Source organism: Tolypothrix sp. PCC 7601, assembly GCF_025677855.1.
In the GTDB taxonomy this organism is placed as follows: domain Bacteria; phylum Cyanobacteriota; class Cyanobacteriia; order Cyanobacteriales; family Nostocaceae; genus Aulosira; species Aulosira diplosiphon.
Genome location: NZ_CP064879.1, coordinates 4,411,770 through 4,432,005 on the forward strand (window position 1 = coordinate 4,411,770; position 20,236 = coordinate 4,432,005).

17 protein-coding genes are annotated in these 20,236 nt (G+C 41.5%); 12 read left to right on the forward strand and 5 right to left on the reverse strand.

Annotation, left to right across the window (positions count from 1 at the left end; translation table 11 throughout):
• Positions 1-3: 3 nt before the first annotated feature.
• Positions 4-879: a sulfite exporter TauE/SafE family protein gene (locus HG267_RS18105; RefSeq protein ID WP_235623001.1), complete on the reverse strand. Its 876-nt coding sequence runs from the start codon at positions 877-879 to the stop codon at positions 4-6.
• Positions 880-1,562: 683 nt separating this feature from the next.
• Here HG267_RS18105 and HG267_RS18110 point away from each other — a divergent pair.
• From HG267_RS18110 to HG267_RS18145, 8 genes are all read left to right on the forward strand, one after another.
• Positions 1,563-2,870 (forward strand): NAD(P)/FAD-dependent oxidoreductase, encoded by a 1,308-nt coding sequence (locus tag HG267_RS18110; RefSeq protein ID WP_045867843.1) that lies wholly within the window; start codon positions 1,563-1,565, stop codon positions 2,868-2,870.
• 78 nt (positions 2,871-2,948) lie between these two features.
• Complete coding sequence (locus HG267_RS18115) at positions 2,949-3,236, forward strand: DUF4405 domain-containing protein (protein WP_045867842.1); 288 nt, start codon at positions 2,949-2,951, stop codon at positions 3,234-3,236.
• Positions 3,237-3,252: 16 nt separating this feature from the next.
• Complete coding sequence (locus HG267_RS18120; RefSeq protein ID WP_045867841.1) at positions 3,253-3,546, forward strand: ArsR/SmtB family transcription factor; 294 nt, start codon at positions 3,253-3,255, stop codon at positions 3,544-3,546.
• 85 nt (positions 3,547-3,631) lie between these two features.
• Positions 3,632-4,027 (forward strand): hypothetical protein, encoded by a 396-nt coding sequence (locus tag HG267_RS18125; RefSeq protein WP_045867840.1) that lies wholly within the window; start codon positions 3,632-3,634, stop codon positions 4,025-4,027.
• A gap of 192 nt (positions 4,028-4,219) precedes the next feature.
• A complete protein-coding gene (locus HG267_RS18130; protein ID WP_052335040.1) occupies positions 4,220-4,567 on the forward strand; it encodes a rhodanese-like domain-containing protein in 348 nt (115 codons plus the stop codon).
• Positions 4,568-4,607: 40 nt separating this feature from the next.
• Positions 4,608-6,041 (forward strand): efflux RND transporter periplasmic adaptor subunit, encoded by a 1,434-nt coding sequence (locus HG267_RS18135; protein WP_210403057.1) that lies wholly within the window; start codon positions 4,608-4,610, stop codon positions 6,039-6,041.
• A 223-nt stretch (positions 6,042-6,264) separates the two neighbouring features.
• Positions 6,265-9,543 (forward strand): efflux RND transporter permease subunit, encoded by a 3,279-nt coding sequence (locus tag HG267_RS18140; RefSeq protein WP_045867839.1) that lies wholly within the window; start codon positions 6,265-6,267, stop codon positions 9,541-9,543.
• Positions 9,544-10,293: 750 nt separating this feature from the next.
• A complete protein-coding gene (locus HG267_RS18145; RefSeq protein ID WP_045867838.1) occupies positions 10,294-10,533 on the forward strand; it encodes a hypothetical protein in 240 nt (79 codons plus the stop codon).
• 233 nt (positions 10,534-10,766) lie between these two features.
• Here HG267_RS18145 and HG267_RS18150 read toward each other — a convergent pair whose 3' ends face one another.
• The 3 genes from HG267_RS18150 to HG267_RS18160 form a co-directional block, all read right to left on the reverse strand.
• Complete coding sequence (locus tag HG267_RS18150) at positions 10,767-11,369, reverse strand: heme-copper oxidase subunit III (RefSeq protein WP_045867837.1); 603 nt, start codon at positions 11,367-11,369, stop codon at positions 10,767-10,769.
• Positions 11,370-11,546: 177 nt separating this feature from the next.
• Entirely contained in the window at positions 11,547-12,974 is a 1,428-nt protein-coding gene (locus tag HG267_RS18155) for a cbb3-type cytochrome c oxidase subunit I (protein ID WP_255325139.1), read from the reverse strand.
• Positions 12,975-13,128: 154 nt separating this feature from the next.
• Entirely contained in the window at positions 13,129-13,770 is a 642-nt protein-coding gene (locus tag HG267_RS18160) for a peptidoglycan-binding domain-containing protein (RefSeq protein ID WP_045867836.1), read from the reverse strand.
• 490 nt (positions 13,771-14,260) lie between these two features.
• Between HG267_RS18160 and HG267_RS18165 the strand changes: the two genes are divergently transcribed.
• From HG267_RS18165 to HG267_RS18180, 4 genes are all read left to right on the forward strand, one after another.
• Positions 14,261-14,920 (forward strand): general stress protein, encoded by a 660-nt coding sequence (locus tag HG267_RS18165; RefSeq protein WP_045867835.1) that lies wholly within the window; start codon positions 14,261-14,263, stop codon positions 14,918-14,920.
• Positions 14,921-15,228: 308 nt separating this feature from the next.
• Complete coding sequence (locus HG267_RS18170) at positions 15,229-16,236, forward strand: mechanosensitive ion channel family protein (protein ID WP_045867834.1); 1,008 nt, start codon at positions 15,229-15,231, stop codon at positions 16,234-16,236.
• The gene (locus tag HG267_RS18175; RefSeq protein ID WP_045867833.1) at positions 16,233-17,603 is read left to right on the forward strand and encodes a DUF2254 domain-containing protein; all 1,371 of its coding nucleotides are present in this window, start codon (positions 16,233-16,235) and stop codon (positions 17,601-17,603) included. The genes HG267_RS18170 and HG267_RS18175 overlap by 4 nt, the downstream gene beginning before the upstream one ends.
• Positions 17,600-18,199 carry a hypothetical protein gene (locus HG267_RS18180; protein ID WP_045867832.1) on the forward strand — a complete coding sequence of 200 codons (600 nt, stop codon included), beginning with the start codon at positions 17,600-17,602 and terminating at the stop codon, positions 18,197-18,199. Before HG267_RS18175 ends, HG267_RS18180 begins: the two co-directional genes overlap by 4 nt.
• A 139-nt stretch (positions 18,200-18,338) precedes the next feature.
• Here HG267_RS18180 and HG267_RS18185 read toward each other — a convergent pair whose 3' ends face one another.
• Positions 18,339-20,135, reverse strand: coding sequence for a response regulator (locus HG267_RS18185; RefSeq protein WP_045867831.1), 1,797 nt, complete (start codon positions 20,133-20,135; stop codon positions 18,339-18,341).
• Between the last annotated feature and the right edge of the window lie 101 nt (positions 20,136-20,236).

Sequence of the window (20,236 nt, forward strand, 5' to 3'; positions counted from 1 at the left end):
CTCTTACCTCTGCATTATCCTTGCAGAATAATGTTGTGGTACGTGAGATGATTGCGGGGTATGGCGATTTTGTAGTAAAACTAAAGCCCCAATTGTGAGAAGAAAATAGCCAAAGAATTTTTGCAATCTTTGCGCTGGTACATACTGAGCCAAATACGCCCCAGGTACGCTTCCTGCACTCGCAGCAATAATAAAGGAAAACATCAAATTCCAATTAAGATCAATATGGCCTAGATAGCCCAAAAAGCCTGTAACTGAATTAAAAATAATAATCAGCAGTGATGTACCAATCGCTTTTTTCATGGGTACATTTCCTAAGAGTACCAAAGCGGGGACAATAGCAAATCTACCACCGACACCCACTAAGCCAGTTAATACTCCTACGCCTAAGCCTTCAGTCATTAACCACAACCAGCAATATTTACAAACAGGTCGGGGATAAAATGCTAGTTGTGGATCTGCGGGGATAGGTTTAGAACTACGGCGAATCATAAATACTGCTGCAAGCAACATCATGATTGCAAACAGCAACATTTGAAAGCTTTCGGTGACTACTGGAAGCGTAGCAATTTTCGCCCCAATAAATGCACCCAACATTGTGGCGGAACCAAAAATTAATGCCGTTTTGAAGCTGACATTCTTAGCTCGCCAGTGGGGAATCAATCCCAGTATGCTAACTGTACCGACAATTACCAACGTCATAGCGATGGCTGCGCCAACGTCTTCGACGAACGCAGATTTTGGCGGTACACCCATGACATAAACTAAGATTGGCAGCGCTAGCACCGAACCACCACCGCCAATTAAGCCCAAGCTTAACCCAATACAAGCAGCTAATAGATGCCCAACAATCCACACGTCGCTTCGCTCCGAATTCAAAATTCAAAATACCCTGCGGGAAGGCTTACGCCTACAAAATTCAAAATTAAGACACCCATCAGGAACTTCCAGAAAATAAATTATGCAATTGCTTGTAGAGACGCGATTCATCGCGTCTTTATCCGATTCGTCGTGTCTTTACCCCGCCCCTAGTCTACATCCTGACACGAACGCTGACGGCAGTAATACCGCAATCCCCACAAAGAACTCAGCAAAACCAGAATTTTTAAGATCAAAGGACTTAAAACAAAACTGATAAACAGACTAACTACAGCAATAGTGCTGGACAACACAACTACTATTTCTTCTTTGCGAAAGTAGAATCTGGCAAAGATGGCGAACAGTGACACGCTAAACGCTAAGAGCAAGGATGTATACATAAAAACGCACTGTGAAGAGTCGCAAGGGTGTAAGGGGAGAAATAATTAATGACAAACACCAAACCCCAATTACCCATTACCAAACACCAAGCCCCAATCCCCAGTAAAGATTTTTATCATTTTAATTTACTAAAAACTTATATTACTATATAGTTATATCATATAATGATAGTTATAAGGTAAAACTGCTGTAGGATGTCAGTCGCAAACCGCCTCATGGTGGTATCAGTAGGTGAACCTTGTAACTAGTATGAGGAGCTGGTTGACTCTAGCTTTATTAAATAGTTACCAGGGGGGAATTGTATGGCTCGAATTGTAGTGATTGGTGCGGGAATCGGCGGGTTACCCATTACCTACGAACTGCGACGACTACTGCCAAAAGAGCACCAAATTACACTGATTTCCAATACCCCTAAGTTTACTTTTATTCCTTCCTTACCTTGGGTAGGGTTGGATATTAAAGAACTTGAGAGTATTCAATTAGATGTAGAAAAGCTGTTAGTAAATCGAGGAATAGATTGGATATTAGGAGGAGTTAGCCAAATTCAGCCAGAGTTACAGCAACTCGTTGTCAACGATACTGTAATTTCTTATGATTATGCGGTGATTGCTACAGGTGCAGAATTAGCACTAGACGCAATTCCCGGATTGGATCAAGGATATGTGCAATCGGTGTGTAATCCAGCTCATGCACTCAAAGCCGCAGAATGCTGGAAAGAGTTTCTGAAAAATCCAGGGCCGATAGTAGTAGGTGCAGTACCTGGAGCTAGTTGTTTTGGCCCAGCTTACGAGTTTGCATTACTTACAGACTGGCTATTGCGGCGATATGGGATACGGAGTCGCGCCCCCATTACTTTCGTCACACCAGAACCCTATGTTGGACATTTGGGAATTGGTGGAATGGCAAATTCTGCGGAATTGGTGACCAAATTACTCAAACAAAAAGAAATTACAGTACTCGAGAACACCGCTATTAGCCATATTGGAAAAGACACAATTTACTTAGCTGATGGGCGTTCTCTACCTTTTGCTTTTAGTATGTTGCTACCGCCATTCCGAGGGCCGCGTTTTTTAAGAGAAGCGCCTAATTTAACTGATTCAAAAGGATTTTTACCTGTATTAGCCACTTATCAACATCCTCAATTTTCTTCAATTTATAGTGTTGGGGTGATTACCCAACTCAAACCACCAGAACAAACTCCCATTCCCATTGGTGTACCCAAGACAGGCCAAATGACCGAAGCAATGGGAGTAGCTGTAGCTCATAACATTGCTGTACAACTAAAGGTAATTTCTCCACCTTTGGTAACTCCCACCTTAGAAGCACTGTGTTTAGCAGATTTTGGCGACACAGGAATTGCATTTTTAGCAGACCAAGTTTTACCAGATCCAATTACTAAACAAAGACGCAGAGCCATCGCTAAAGAAGGACTTTGGGTAAGTTGGGCTAAGACTGCTTTTGAGAAGTTTTTCCTAGCTAAAATGCGTTGGGGTTTAGCAGTGCCTTGGTTCGAGCATTGGGGATTGAATATGATGGGTTTAGACCTAGTAAAACCAATTGAAGAGTTGGATTTAACAACAAATTCTCAACCTGTGAAAATGAATTTATAAATCGTAATTAGAGATGTAGGGTGTGTTGTCTGTCGCATAGAGCAACGCACCAATCGAAAAGATACCAGAGGAGAGCCAATGAACAGCGACGAGCGCAATAGTCAGCTAAAAATTTACTTTCGTTTAGTAGATGTTTTAGCACTAATTACTGGCTGGAGTTTGGCATTTTTGACAGGGTTGTTATTGTGGTTTGCCCCTATAGAAAAAGATGTGGATATCGCTTGGTTTTTCGGTTTATTAAAACATGAATGGGGCAAACTTCATTTATTCATGGGTGTAATTGCTTTGTGTATCACAACGATTCATCTTGTAATTTCTCAAAAAGTTTTACAAAGTTTGGATCATCGTCACAATTTATGGGAATAATCTTTATTAAAGATGTATGAAAATTGCACTCAACCCCAATGAATTAGAACTACTAGCACGCCGCTTTAAAGTTCTTGCAGAACCCACAAGATTGCAGATTTTAGGGGCATTATGTAATCAAGAGCAGACCGTACAGGAAATATGCGATCGCACTGGTCTTAAACAAGGAAATGTTTCTAGACATTTGCAATTAATGAAAGATGCAGGGGTCTTAACTTGTCGCCGTGAGGGTTCATGGCGCTACTACCGTGTGATCGATACCGAACTTTTAGCCATGTGCAAACATCTTTTCCGCAACGTTATGAGGTGAATTGTTATTTGTCATTTGTCATTTGGTGTTTGTCCCAATTACCCAGTCCCCAGTTCCCAATCCCTAATCCCTTGGAGTTAAAAACATGACAGAATTATTTTCCCAAGCATGGATGCAAGCTTACGCAGAGAAATGGAATCAAGAGCCTGAGTTAGCAGATGCACTCAAACAAATTCATTTTAGTTCAGTAATTGGTTATGGCTTTGAAAATGAATCCGAACCTAGAGGTGTACTCACCATTGTGGATGGCAAAGCGGTTTATGCAGATATCTACAATGGGCAAAAACTCAACTGGGATCTGCGCGCTGACAAGGATCATTGGCAACAGTGGGTAGCTAAAGGCTTAAACATGATGGGTTTGAGCATGGCTTATATGTCACGCAAGTTGCAATTCCGTGTAGGAGATTATCTTGCCATGATTAAAGATCCACGTATGGCAGGGCCATTTATTAAGTCTTTCTCAGTTATGGGTAGGGTATGAAAAGGGCATGGGGCATGGGGCATAGGGCATAGGGCATGAGAAAGACAGATTTTCATGCTTGGTTGTGCCAAAACCTGCTGTGAATGCCTCATGAGATAAACTCTACTCTCACTCTGCGCCTCTGCGTGAGATAAATTATCCCGCATTTATGCAACGCCAAAAATTACTCCCAATCTAAAATCCAAAATTGTCATGAAACGTACTCTCAAAGATAACCAACCAAATCAAACTCAACCTTTCAGCTTAAGCGCTAGACAACTGCGATCGCGGCAAGCACAATTCATAATTATTGATGCTCGCAGTTGGATGGAGTACGTTCTTGGGCATATTCCCGGAGCACGTTACCTCGCTCAAAGCAGTATCCTGAAGGAGATTCCTAAAGACCAACTCATAGTAGTCACTTGCCTGTCAGGACACCGCAGTTTAGCCACAGCAAATTGGTTAATTGAGCAAGGCTACAGTAAGGTTTACAACTTACAAGGCGGCATCATGACATGGCAACAGTTAGGCTATTCTCTGCAACGGGGAAACAATCCCTAGCTATTTGATGCTGAATTTATAGAAGAGCAGAATCAATCTTATGTTTAACGATCAATCGTCCCTCAACTTGGAACCAACTCATATAGACACTACCCCAGAACCAGCCCCAGAACTACAACCCAAAAAACCCAAGCGGCTGGGGATGATTGCTTTGATTACTGTTTTTGCGATTGCATTTGGGGGTGTGGCTTGGTTCTGGTTATTGCGTCATCCTTCCGAATCAACGGAAACTGCAACGGTGCATCTTGAACCTCTAGAGGTGGAAACTACAACGGCTGCTCAAGAATCTATAGCGGGTGACAGCAGCCTCACTGGTACTATCGAATCTGTGGAAACTGTCACCACTACCAGCCGGATTCAAGGACAAATTAAAAGTCTCCCAGTGGCAGAAGGCGACAGAGTCAAAGCCGGTCAAGTCTTGGCTATTATTGATGTTAAAGATATCCAAGCCCAAGGGAATCAGGCATTAGCTGCGATCGCCCAAGCGCAAGCGGGTGTGACAGTGGCGGCGGCGGCGCAAACCCAAGCAATGGCTAGCAAAACTCAGGCAGAAGCCCAGTTAAATCAAGCCGAAGCCGGACAACAACAAGCCGAAGCTCAATTACAAGAAGCCCAAGCACAATTAGCTGATGCCCAATTAAATCAACGCCGCATGACAATGCTGCAAAAAGATGGTGCAGTTAGTCAATCACAGTTGGATCAGGCAAATACACAGGTAGCATTAATTCAAGCGCGGATTAAACAAGCCAAGGCGGGAATTGAGCAAGCCAACCGGGGAATTGATCGCGCCAAAGCTGGTGTACAACAAGCCAGTTCCCAAGTCAAACAAGCCGAAGCTGGAGTAGAACAAGCACGTTCCCAAGTCCAACAAGCCAAAGCCGGACAACAGCAAACCCTCGCTAACTTAAACTATGGCACTGTCACCGCACCCTTCGCAGGTGTGATTACCAAAAAACATACAGAAGTCGGTGCGATCGCCGGGCCAGGACAGCCGATAGTGACATTAGAAAGCACTAATCGACTACGTTTAAGTGTTGCAGTTCCCGAATCCTTAATTTCCTTAGTTAGATTGGGAGACGAGGTGAAAGTACAGCTAGATAGTGTTAACCGTTCCGTTACTGGTCACGTGCGGCAAATTGTACCTTCTGCTAACTTAAATTCTCGTAGTTTTACCGTGAAAGTCGCCTTAGATAATTCCTATAAATTAATGCCGGGAATGTTCGGACGCTTAGAATTACCGAGGGAAACTCGCACAGTGATGATGATTCCGCAAAATGCTGTGTTTAAGCGTGGTCAATTAGAAGGAGTATATGTAATTGTGGCTAATGATATTGCTCAATTACGCTGGGTAAAAACCGGGAAAGTGCAAGAGAACAAAGTAGAAATTGTCTCCGGGTTAGAAGCAGGCGATCGCGTTATTACTAGCAATGTTGAAGAACTGCGTGATGGACAGCAGGTTGTTGCTAATCAATAAATAGTTTTGTCTCACGCATTCGACGAAGTCGTTCTCGCAGAGTAGGCGCAAAGGCGCAAAGAGAAAAGACCTCTTAACTAAATACTTCTCATCTAGACCTATCTGTATTTATCGGCGTTCATCTGTGTTTATCTGCGGTTCCTTTATCTTCTTCCCCATCTTATGTGAATGAGGAAGAAAATTCAAAATCCAAAATCCAAAATCTAAAATCCAAAATGGTATTATGAACGGTAAAAGTTCAGAACCAAAAATCCAAAATCAATCTAAACTTGGTTTTGTTGGCAAACTAGCCAAAAAATTTATCGACTCTAAATTAACTCCCCTAATTATTTTAGTTTCATTATTATTAGGCATTGGGGCAACGATAATTCTACCCCGCGAAGAAGAACCGCAAATTACAGTTCCAATGGCGGATGTATTCGTACAAATGCCAGGTGCAACTGCCAAGGAAGTAGAACAGCGCATTACCTTCCCTATGGAGAAGTTAATTAAAGAATTACCTGGTGTCGAGTATGTTTATTCAACTTCTAGCCCTGGTTCATCTGTTGCCATTGTCCGGTTTTATGTAGGGCAAAAAACCGAAGATGCTATTGTTCAACTTTATAACAAGCTATACGCTAACTTCGATAAAATTCCGGCTGGTGTTTCTCAGCCATTAATTAAATCTCGCGCCATTGATGATGTACCGATTCTAACGCTGACTCTGTGGAGTAATCAAGCTAACTCTACCGATTTACGGCAAATTGCTGCTCAATTAGATGAGCAAATCAAGCAGGTGCCAGATGTATCGGAAACCACTTTAATTGGTGGTCAAAAACGACAGTTACGCATCGAAGTTGACCCTACAAGATTGAATGCCTTTGGATTAACTCCCTTAGATATTTCCCAAGCATTACAGTTACAAAATACCGAACTAGCAAGCGGTGCATTAAGCCAAAATAATCAATCATTCTTAATTAGAACTCAAAGCTTTATTCGCTCGGCAGAAGATGCACAAAATTTAGTTGTGAGTGTGGCGAATAATCAACCTGTATATTTGCGGGATGTCGCTACTGTTAGCGATGGTGCAGAAGAAGCAACTAGTTATGTATTTTTCGGACAAGGTAAAAAAGTAACTCAGGGTGAAGCAGATGCAGTGACAATTGCGATCGCAAAACGTCCAGGTGCAAATGCAATTCAAGTTTCCCATCATGTATTGCAAAAGTTAAAGGAAATTCAGCATAATTACATCCCCAACTATGTACAGCTAACAGTCACGCGGGATTATGGCGAAACCGCCGCCGAACGTTCTAACGAGTTGTTAGTCCACATGGGTATTGCAGTAATTTCTGTAACATTCCTTATGTGGTTTGCACTAGGTAAAAAAGAGGCGATGGTGGTGGCAGTTTCCATCCCTGTAACCTTAGCCCTGACTCTCGCCAGCTTTGTATTTTATGGCTTTACCCTGAACCGCGTAACATTTTTTGCGCTAATTTTTTCCATTGGTATTTTAGTTGATGATGCGATCGTGGTTGTTGAAAACGTCGGTCGTCATTTGCAACTTCCCGAAAACAAAACCCGAATGCAGTTATCGTGCAACCGCCAAAAGACACTACAAAAAATTGTCCTCGAAGCTGTAGACGAAGTAGGAAATCCGACAATTTTGGCGACTTTAACCGTAATTGCGGCAATTTTGCCAATGGCATTTGTCGGTGGATTGATGGGGCCTTATATGCGCCCAATTCCTTTGGGTGCTTCTGCAGCGATGATATTCTCCGCTTTAGTGGCGTTTATTGTTGTGCCTTGGGCAACGATGCGCTTTTTTGGCAATTACAATAGTCACAATCACGGACATGAAGAGGAAGATTTTCTCAGCCGCCTTTATCGCCGCTTCATGGGGCCGTTAATTGCGCGTCGTCAATGGGGAAACGCCTTTATTGCGGTGACACTGGCGTTATTAATCGCAGCCTTGGGATTAGCGGGATTTCGGTTAGTAATCCTGAAAATGTTACCCTACGACAACAAAAGCGAATTACAGATTGTCCTCAATATGCCGGAAGGGACAACCCTAGAACAAACGGCTAGGGTAACGAAAGAAATGGGGCAATATCTCACCACAGTACCAGAAGTCACGAACTATCAAAGCTATGTTGGTACTGCGTCGCCTTACAACTTCAATGGCTTGGTGCGACATTACTTTTTGCGTTCCGGTGCGAATATCGCAGATATGCAGGTGAACTTTTTACCGAAGGGGGAACGCAGTCGGCAAAGCCATGATATTGCTAAAGCTATCCGCCCTAACTTAAAGCAAATTGCTGATAAGTATAACGGTCGTGTGCAAGTAGCAGAAATACCCCCAGGGCCGCCAGTGTTGCAAACTTTGGTTACCGAAGTCTACGGTGCAGATTATGAGAAACAAATTGAACTAGCCCAACAAATTCGCCAAATTTACAAGAATACTGCTGATATTGTGGATGTAGATTGGTATATGGAATCACCACAAACAGAATATCAATTAGTAATTGACCGAGAAAAAGCCGCCCTCAATGGTATTAGTCCAGCGCAAATTTCTCAAGTGTTACAAATTGCTCTTTCTGGTCAAAATGTGGGTTTACTCCATGATGCCAACTCTCGTGAAGATATCGCCATTAACTTACGGCTAAATCAAGCAAATCGCACCAGTTTAGCAGACCTGAAATCTTTAAAGATGAAGGGAGTAAATGGTAATTTAGTCGCTGTCAGTGACTTAATTCAAACGGAAAAGACCACAGCCAATCACAGTATTTATCACAAAAACTTAAAGCCTGTAGTTTATGTTACGGCTGATGTTGCCGGGAAAGTCGAGAGTGCAGTGTATGCCATGCTCAATGTGCAATCTCAAATAGATAAACTCTCCCATACTAAAGGCTATAACATTACTACCCACTTCACCGAACAACCCCCAACTACAGAAAAATTTGGCATTAAATGGGATGGTGAATGGCACGTTACCTTTGAAGTATTCCGCGATTTAGGAATTGCTTTTGCTGTAGTGTTGGTGTTAATTTATGCCTTAGTAGTTGGCTGGTTCCAGTCCTTTGTAACTCCCTTAGTAATTATGGCAGCAATTCCCTTTTCTTTAGTAGGAATTATGCCAGCCCACTGGCTAATGGGAGCATTTTTCAGCGCAACCTCCATGATTGGCTTTATCGCTGGAGCCGGAATTGTAGTGCGAAACTCAATTATTTTAGTAGATTTTATTGAATTGCGTCTGAAAGAAGGAATACCTCTAGAAGAGGCAGTAATAGATGCAGGTGCAGTGCGATTTCGCCCGATGTTGCTCACAGCAGCAGCCGTGATAGTTGGTTCCGCAATTATTTTAACTGACCCAATTTTCCAAGGATTAGCAATTTCCTTAATGGCTGGTGAAGTCGCTTCTTTATTATTATCGCGGTCAGCCGTACCAATTTTATATTACAAAGTCTGGCGAGGTAAAAAATCAAAACCAAAAGCTATCCCTATCCCCTCTGCAATTGTCAATTAAATATTACTCAGATTTGATTGTTGCAATAATGTAGGATGCGTTAGCAATAGCGTAACGCATCCGTACCAAAGCTGAGATTTTTTCAGAAATCAAATCAGATTCCTATAGCACTTGTAATGCTTACACGAAGTCAAATGATGTTTGCGACACATCAATAATATTCTAGAGGGCAAGGCAGTGCCCACCTGTGTCAACTTAAGCTAAAAGCTATATAGGGCGGGCGTTGTACAAATACCTCGCGCCCTCATCCCCTAACCCCTTCTCCTGGGGGAGAAGGGGAATTAAATCTCTTGCTCCCCTCTCCCGGCGGGAGAGGGGTTGGGGGTGAGGGCGAAAACCTAGCTAAAAAGCGGGTTTCACGTTAAGTTGACACCAATGGGCAGTGCCTTGCCCCTACAATCTGTCGCATTCTTTTTTTAAATGGAAGTAATCTTATATTTTTTGAAAATTCCAATCTGATTTTCCATCTAATATAAATCTAAAACAGGATGAAACAGATGAATACAAGCAACAAAATTCTTGTACTATTCTGGTTAAAATATATAAATTTTGTATAAAATTTGACAGAAATATTTTAAAAAATACTAGGCTAAAAATTTCATATAGTTGTAAAAGCCTGATTAGACAAGACTTGATTAAAAACAATCAAACTACTTTATCAAAAATTTATAGTGGAAATACTTACACATTTTAATAATGCAAAGGATATGATTGAATTTATCGGATTATTCATCGATTCAATATTAGATAATGGTGAACGAGCAACATCATTTTACAAGTCCAGAACAACAAGAAACAGAAGTCTGGATAGATTTAATGCGTGAAAGACTGAAATATCTGCCTAATAAATTATTGGCTGCAGAAATTGAACATTATTTAAAAACAATCGAAGAAAATTTGCATAATCAAAGTCTTATTGATAATTGTCTCTACAACATTCAAATCTTACGCCTCAAAAGTCAACAGCAGCCCTGGATAAAATTAAATTAGCCATCACTGGTTGAAATAATCTGTTTTATAGACTTGAGTTACAAACGCAAAAATGTAGGTGCTTGTTTACCACCATTAATATTAAATCTATTAAATTTGTAAGGGTACAACATTGTTGTACCCTTACTTGTATATCTCACTAATTCACTACTTGCTATGGTTAAATATGGTTCAGCCTGGGAATTAAATCAAGAGGGCTTTACCTCTGGCAGGAAACTTATTGAAATTGCAGTTTACTGCCAAATGTAAATCAGAATAAACAACACAATCCAGATCACATCAACAAAGTGCCAAAACAATGAAGTTGCATTGACACCAAAGTGACCAGTATCATAATTACCTGGATTAAAAGAGCGTACCAGAATAATCGACTGTAGCAAAATCCCGGTAAGTACGTGCAAACCGTGAAAGCCTGTAAGCAAATAGAACATCCCACCGAAAACGCCAGAAGTAAAACCAAAGGCGAGGCTGTGCCATTCAAGTGCCTGTCCTAATAAAAAGTAGCTACCCATAGCCATTGTAGCTGCAAGAAACAGACGAAATTTCAGTAAGTCGTGACGTTGCAAAGCACGTTCGGCCAAGTAAATCACGAAACTACTGGAAACCAGAATCACTGTATTGATTGCGGGGTCTTTAATTTCTAATCCAGAGACACCAGCCGGTAGCCAGTTAGGAGTCGTGATTTTGTAAACAATATATCCAGCGAAAAAGCTCAGGAAAATAACACTTTCTGATAGCAAGAAGACGATGAAGCCAAACATCTTATTGCCTTCTTCGTCGTGGGTATGTTCACCACTTATGTGATGAGACTCCCCAGAAGTGAGATAACTGTCCATTGCGGAAATTCTCCTTAACCAAATTCAGTAATGAGTGCTGAGAGAAGACAACGTAGTCAGCACCTTGATTGCAGAGGGTAATAAACGAACCGCAGAGGACGCGGAGGACTAACAGATATGAAACTCCGCGTTACTCAGCGTTAACCCTGCTTCCTCTGCGGTTAAAAATTACTTGCCTCAAGCGAACGGCTTGTAGGCGGAATCAGACGGGGCCTGAATGTTAGCAGTCAATGGTTCAGACTTACCGTAGCCGTAGGGTTCGCTGATGACGATAGGGATTTCTTCAAAGTTTTCTACTGGTGGTGGAGAAGCAACCAACCATTCCAAACCAATAGCGCGCCAAGGATTAGCAGGTGCTTTTTGACCATGCATCCAGGAAACTACCATATTGAAAATGAAGGGCAAGGTAGACATTCCTAAGAGGAATGAGCCAAGACTAGCAATGATATTCCAGAATTCATACTCTGGTGCGTAGGAAGAAATCCGGCGTAACATCCCTTGCAATCCTAATGGGTGCATGGGTAAGAAGTTGAGGTTAGTACCAATGAATGTTAACCAGAAGTGCAATTTGCCCCAGCTTTCGTAGTACATCCGTCCGGTCATTTTGGGGAACCAGTGGTAGATGGCTGCATACAAGCCCATTGTCACTGTTCCGAATAGGACATAGTGGAAGTGACCAACTACGAAATAGGTGTTATTGACATGCACATCCACAGGTACTGAGGAAAGCATAATGCCAACGATACCTGCGAAGACGAACATGATTAATGCACCCAAGGCAAATAGCATGGGTGTAGTTAAGCGCATCTTTCCACCCCAAATTGTTGCTACCCAAGCAAACACCTTAATGCCAGTCGGTACAGATACCAACATTGTGGTTACCATGAACAGCATCCGCATCCAAGCTGGTGTACCACTGACATACAAATGGTGTACCCAAACAATGGCGCTAACGACTGCAATTAACAAAGAGGAAATTGCAACTACTTTGTAACCAAATAAAGGTTTGCGGCTATAAACAGGGAAGATTTCGGAGAAGATGCCGAAGATGGGCAGAATGATCACATAAACGGCAGGGTGGGAATAGAACCAGAAGTAGTGTTGAAACATGACTGGGTTCCCGCCTTTGCTGGGGTCAAAAAAGGCTGTGCCAGCAGTGAGGTCTAGTAGCAACATGACGGCACCAGCTGTCAAGGCAGGTAGACCAAAAAGTTGGATAATTTGGGCACTAAATACTGCCCAAACGAATAGGGGCATTTTAAAAAAGCCCATACCTGGTGCCCGCATCTTAACGATGGTGGTGACAAAGTTAACTGCCCCCATAATTGAGGAGACACCAGATATTGCTACCGCTAATAACCAGACAACTTGACCATTAATTAAGTTACCTGTGGGGTTTTGCAAACTAACTGGGGGATAAGCCCACCAACCAGCTTGGGCAGGGCCGCCAGGAACAAAGAAGCTAGCCATCAAAAGAATCCCGACTACCGGCACCATCCAAAAAGCAACGGCGTTGAGGCGGGGAAAGGCCATGTCTCGTGCCCCAATCATCAAGGGCACTAAATAGTTAGCAAAACCTACTAAAGATGAGTTTACAAGGGACACCTACAGATCCGATGCTGAAATATCGGGTGACTATACGTAAGTTTTGAAATTTGCCTTACGCACAGGCAATGAAACAATCTGGCTTTTTTGCTATGGCGGTAATAGCGATCGCCATATGATTGTTATGAGAATGGTGCGATCGCTACTGTTGAGACTAACTTACAGTATCTAGGATGGTACTCCAAGTATTTCGACCAACAATGCCATCATTTTGTAAATTGGCATCACGTTGCTGGAATGCTTCTACAGATGCAGCAGTTGCAGAACCATATATGCCATCAACTGCACCTGTATAATACCCTTGCTGTTTCAGAAATGCTTGGATATCCTTAACAGCTTGACCCTGGCTACCAATCGTCAGAATAGGTGCAGTGTTTGGCGAGTATTGGCTGAGGTTATTAGAATTGACAGGAGTGTTGCGATTATAGGCATCCAGCAATGCCTCCCAAGTGTTTTGGCCAATTCGACCATCGGCAGTTAAATTACGCGATCGCTGAAATGTGATTACGGCAGAATATGTATTAGGCCCATATATCCCATCAATCGCTCCATTGTAAAATCCTTGCTGCTTCAGGAAGATTTGTACATCTCTGAGCGCCGGTGTCACAGTACCACGAACAAGTATAGGTGCAGTTGATGGTGAATATTCAGTGAGTTTACCATCAGCTATGATGTTGGTAAGTGTAGAGCTTGTTTGTCCTCTAGCTGGTGTCATACTAACAGGTAGCACTCCTAACACCAATGCTGAGAACAAGCTAACTCTAAGAATTTTTGAACGCATAAATTGAGTATTCATAAATTAATACTCCTTGGAAAAACGACAACAAAATTTTTTAGCCTCAAGTATCTACCAAGGCTCACAAATACAAAACTAATTAAAAAAAGTTTTGGCAGCAATTATCTCAATGCGCTGTAAATGTTCGCTTACAAGTAATTGATTTTGCTGGATTTGACAAACAATTTGGATATCTCAAAATCTCAGCAAAGCATTATTTGTCAATTACTTTTTACAAAGGTTTACTTGTTTGACTATTAATTTGATAATAATTAATTATTTTTTCATTAACTTCAGTCATAGGTCAGAGATGATAGTCAAAATTTTTCTATAATTCGCATTTTCACAACTTTATATGATTGCGATTTTATGCCTTGCTGTCTGGTGCAATACTAACTTTGGATAGATAACAAGTAAACCTCTTGGCTGATGAAAATTCTGATTTGAGGAGAGAAACTGTAACAGTAATTGAACAAATGTGAATACATTTGTCATAGTCTGAGGAGGAAAAATGACAACTCAACAATATAAACGTGCAGTTGGTACATTTCCTAGCCGACAAGCAGCCGAAGAAGCTTTAAATGAACTGCGAAACTCAGGTTTTTCAATGGATCGAGTTTCTGTATTGGCGAAAGATACAGAGCAGAACGAGCAAATTGCTGGTACTCAGGTGAGAGATACAAGTGATAATGAGGCACGAGAAGGTGCTGGTGCTGGTGCAGTCACAGGTACAGTTTTGGGGGGTGTTGGCGGTTTACTTGTCGGTCTTGGAAGTTTAGTGGTTCCAGGCGCAGGGCCATTTTTAGCAGCCGGAACCTTTGCAACTACTTTGGCTGGTGCTGGGATTGGCGCAGCAGCAGGCGGTATTATCGGAGCGCTAACTGGTTTAGGGATTCCTGAGGAAGAAGCCAGAAGTTATGGCGATCGCGTTTCCCAAGGTGACTATTTGGTAATGGTGGAAGGCTTTGGTGATGAAATTGAGCGTGCTGGTTCAATTCTCAGAAGTCGTGGGGTTCGTGATTGGAGAACATATAACATCTCTAATGCTCCCGATCGCACTCCTTCGAGAGCCGACCAGATGTATGGTGATCGCCAAAGAACTGTAGATACTCCCGCTACCAGCAATGATTCCCCAGTAGAAATTGTTGATAAGCGTCAACAGATGCGCTAATTTCAGTGCAATTTTGCAGATCGCAAATGCATTGATTAAGAAAGTTATGGATGTCAACCAGCAATAAATAGTCTTTTATTGCTGGTAGGCTCTGTACTAGCCTTTTTTTTTGGCTATTTACTAAGCTATTCTGCTTTTAAGTTGCACAATCCCTCATGAGGGCTGTTGACCGTTGACCGTTGACAGTCAACCGTTAACAGTTAACAGCCTTCTTGAGTAGTTATGCAATTTAGGCGCGCATTAGCTTACCAGTTTCACTCATCAACGCTGGAATTTTCATCTTTAGTTTATCAGTCACAGCAAGTAACATGAATGCAGAAATATCCGTAGTTTGGAAGCAAATTCAAGAGATGCTCAATGGATTTATTGCACTGCTTCCAAATATGGTGTTGGCATTAATTGTCTTTGTCATCTTCTTTCTGATTGCTAGGTCAATTAAGAAAGTTGTCAAACGAGTAACAAGAAACCGTCGTCAAGCTCGCAACTTAGGATTAGTACTGGGGCGTTTAGCACAGGGGACAACAATTCTAATAGGACTATTCATCGCTCTATCAATTGTCATACCTACATTTAGAGCCGGTGATTTAGTGCAACTTTTAGGAATCAGTGGGGTAGCAATTGGTTTTGCCTTCCGCGATATTTTGCAGAACTTTTTAGCAGGAATTTTAATTTTACTCACTGAACCTTTTCAAATTAATGACCAAATAGTCTTTAAAAACTTTGAAGGAACTGTAGAAAATATTGAGACCCGCGCCACCACAATTAGAACTTATGATGGTCGGCGGATTGTGATTCCTAACTCCGAATTGTTCACCAATTCTGTGACTGTAAATACTGCCTTTGAAAGCCGTCGTTTAGAGTATGATGTCGGCATTGGTTATGGTGATGATATTGACCGAGCCAAGCAATTAATTTTCCAAGCAATGCAGAGTGTTGATGAGGTGTTGTCAGATCCTGCACCTGATGTATTGGTGATGGAATTAGCTGAAAGTACTGTGAATATCCGCGCCCGTTGGTGGATTAAACCACCCAGAAGAGCCGACGATCTGACTTCACGCGATCGCGTCCTCACTGCAATCAAGAAAACCCTCACCGCCAATGGTATAGATTTACCTTTCCCCACCCAACAAATTTTATTTCACGACCAAACCGAAGAGACAGATGGCGATCGCCAAAGTCAGCGTGAAGGGTGGCCGGCTGGTAATCGGGAAGTACCAAAGCCTCGCCGCATCAGTTATTCTCTGAGGTTACTGGCACAAAAACGTTCTTCTAATGACGGTAATGGCAACATAGATTCTCAATTTGACGAACAATGAAAAACGTTAAGTTAAGCAAGCTTTGGGATCAACTGCACTCAAGCTACTGGTTTATTCCCGCAGTCATGGCGGTGGCGGCTACAGCTTTGGCGTTCATTATGCTCAGTCTTGACCGTTCTGGCAATGCAGATATTAATTACTGGTGGATTTATACTGGTGGTGCAGATGGAGCGCGATCGCTTTTGGAAGCTGTAGCAGGTTCGATGGTAAGTGTTGCGGCTACAGCCTTTTCAATTACAATCGTTGCCCTGCAGCTGGCTGCGTCAAATTTTGGCCCCCGATTACTACGTAATTTTATGCAAGATACGGGTAATCAATTGGCGCTAGGCACATTTATTAGTACGTTTATTTACTGCTTGCTGGTACTGCGGACAATTCATGGAGAAGGGGACGGATACAGTCTATTTGTGCCGCAACTATCTGTGACAGTCGGTATTTTACTAGCAATTATTAGCATTGGTGTCCTGATTTATTTTATCCATCATGCTTCAACTATTATTCAGGCATCTCACATCATTATCAATGTCAGTGATGATTTAGATAAAACAATCGAGCGCCTGTTTCCAGAAAAAGTTGGAGAAGGTCAAACCGAACAAGATGCTACTGAATCAATTCCCACTTCTTTTGAAGAGGAATCATACCCTATTCCAGGGATAAAAACAGGTTATCTGCAAGCTATAGATGATGCAGAAATTATGAATATTGCTTGCAAGTATAATCTGCTGATTCGCTTGGAAACTCGACCAGGAAAATTTGTAGTTAGAGGTAGCGATTTAGTTAGAGTTTTTCCAGAAGAAAGAGTGAAGGCCAAACTTGTCAAACAAATCAATGATGCTTTTATTTTAGGTATAGAACGTACAGAGCAACAAGATATAGAATTTCCCATCGTTCAATTAGTAGAAATTGCCTTGCGTGCCATCTCTCCTGGCATCAACGATCCATTTACAGCAATTCGTTGTATTGACAGACTCAGTGCAGGTTTTTGTCATTTAGTTCAAAGGGATTTTCCATCACCTTACCGCTACGATCAAAACCAAAAACTACGCATTATTGCTCCAGGAACTAATTTTACAGGATTACTCGATCGTGCCTTTAACCAAATTCGGCAGTATGGTAAATCGGATGTAGGAGTAACTATTAGGTTGTTAGAAGCTATAGAAACTATTGCTAACTATACAAACAATCGCCAATATTGTACATCCCTCAAGCGTCATGCTGACATGATTTTGCAAGATAGTCGAGAAGGACTTTTACAAGAGCAAGACCGCCAAGATGTAGAGCGACAGTATCATGCAGTAATTAAAGCTTTAGACTACAACAAAGCGATTAAAAATTGGAATTTTATAGAACATAAGAGCAAAAGATGAAAAGTATAAATTGGCGAGGATATCGAGCATTAGCTTGGTTAGGACAAGCACTATTGGCAATCTTTGTAATTTTTGCATCAGTTCAGGGTAATTGGTTGAATGCCTTAGCTTTAGGATTTTTTTTGATAGCATCTTTGGTATTTGTGATTCGAGATGACAAATTACCAACTTTATTTGATTGTTTATTTGTAGTAGCAGCTTTGCTAAATGCGCTCGGTTGGGTTTGGGGTTTATTTAATATGCCGGGGCCCTATGACGAAATTGTTCATTGTTATACAACTTTTTCGATTACCTTAGCATTGAGTTTTTTAGTGTATAGTTCTATGTTGAATATTTTTCGGAATCATACACTTTTATATTTGCTAACTATTGCCAGTTTTGGTATTGCCATTGGTGCTGTATGGGAGGTTATAGAATGGTCGGCTGGCAAAATTTTGAGTACTGAAGTGATTGTCAGCTTAGATGATACCATCATCGATTTAATTATGGACTCTTTAGGGGCTGGTTTAGCAGCTTTAATTAGTCTTTGGGGATTACAAGAATGGACAAATCCCCAAACAAAATCTGAGTATTCACTTACTAGTGGAGGTAGGTAATAAATTAATTGAAAGCTAAGTAAGAATTAGGAATCATCAAAAACTCCACCCACAAGGGGATGGAGTTTTTGGGCATGGGGCAAAGGGCATAGGGCATGGCGAAGAAATTACCAAAATATTGATATTAATCCACCTAAAGTTAAGTCCGTTTTAGATGGTTAAAAATGCGGTTGATGAGTTTTGAACCTACGATAGGCTTACTCAGACAATCATCAGCACCAACTACAAATAACTGCTCAACAATATCTGCTGCAAAAGTATCAACTAAAAACAATACTGGTAATGAGTTAAAGTCAGGTTCATTACGGACTACCTGACAAATGTCGATGCCATTAATATCAGGCATATCTACATCTAAAATCAATAAATCGGGAGCAAATTCTAAGAAAATTTCCCAAAAGCGTCGGGAATCTTTCAAGGTATTTAAGTTCACTCCCCAAGGTGCCAAATGTTTTTGGATATCAGTTAAAACTTTTGGTTCATCATCAACAACCATGATTCTCGCGCCAGTAATCTGAGTTGGTTGTATGACTTGAGTAATCGCCTGTAAAATTTGCTGGGGTGACACCGATTTCTGCAAAAAAGAGCATCCGCCAGCACGCGCTACTTCGACACGCTCAAGAAAATTATTCTTGTCTGTAATTACTAATGTAGGTATTGCAGGCGATCGCCTAGACAACTCCTTGACAAAATTTAAACTATCTTGAGTGCTATCGCTAACATTCAAGTCAAGTAAAATTGCATTGGGGTTTGAAAATGCGATCGCATCATCTAAAGCACCAAGATGATTCACAATCTTCACTGCCATTCCCTCAGTTGCAGCTTCTTTAACCAAAGGTTCTACTACTTCTGCATCCTTGCTCACTATCAATAGCAGATTTTGACGAGCTTCACTATGTACTACCTCAACAGGAGTTAGATAAAACTCCTGTTGTAACTGCATCACGAGTTGATCTAAACGTAAACACTGTGATACAGAGATAAATGCTTTACCTGCAAGTAAATCTTCTATTTCCTCGGCTAATTGTGAACCCTCAATAAAGCCAAAACTTCCCAAAGAACCAACTAGCTTATGAGCTTCTTGTTCTGCTTGCTGAAGCATTTGACTGTCAAGGATACCTTGTCTGTAACTATCGACTACTTGCTCTAATACAGCAATGCGCGAGCCAACTTTAGCTTTGAAAGCCTCTCGCGCCTGAGCAACCGCTGCTAACAAAGTTTGCTGCTGCTCTTGTGTTGCTTCCGTCTCGATTTCCTGGCATGAGGGTTTTAAGCGATAACCCATACCATAAACCGTTTCAATAAAATCATAGTTAGCGCCTGCTGCTTTGAGTTTTTGCCGCAGACTTTTAATATGAGACTTAATAGTATTTGCTGCTGGTGGATCTTCTTCCGCACCCCACAGTAAGTCTACAATTGCACTCCGACTATATACGCGCTGATTGTTGCGTAAAAAAAGTTCTAAAATACTAAATTCTTTTGCAGTTAAATGTAGAGTTTGACTATCATAAGTTACTTCAAAACTACTCGGATCTAGACGTAAACCTCCCCATTCTAAAACCGGAGGTAAAGAAGAATTTCCCCGACGAAGTAAAGCGCGAATCCGAGCCGATAACTCTTGAAAATCGAAAGGTTTAACAACATAATCATCTGCTCCTGCATCTAAACCCATAACTTTATCAGTCTTGGTATCTTTTGCAGTTAAAAGCAGAATCAGCATTTGATAGCCTTGTTGTCGTAATTGTTGACAAAGGCTAATACCATCTAGCTTAGGCAGAACTATATCGAGCAAAATTAAATCATAGTTACAGACATTTACAAACTCCCAAGCCTCTTGTCCATCAGCAGCAATATCAACTACATAATGTTGTTGAGTAAGAACTACTGCAACAGCTTGAGCCAGGGAACAATCATCTTCAACTATGAGAATTCTCATGCAAATATTTTGTCAATAACAATCTCCAGAGATAGATTATGCCTATTCTCACACGCTAAACATCTATCAAAGGCAAGTATCAAAGGTATGGTAGCCTGACT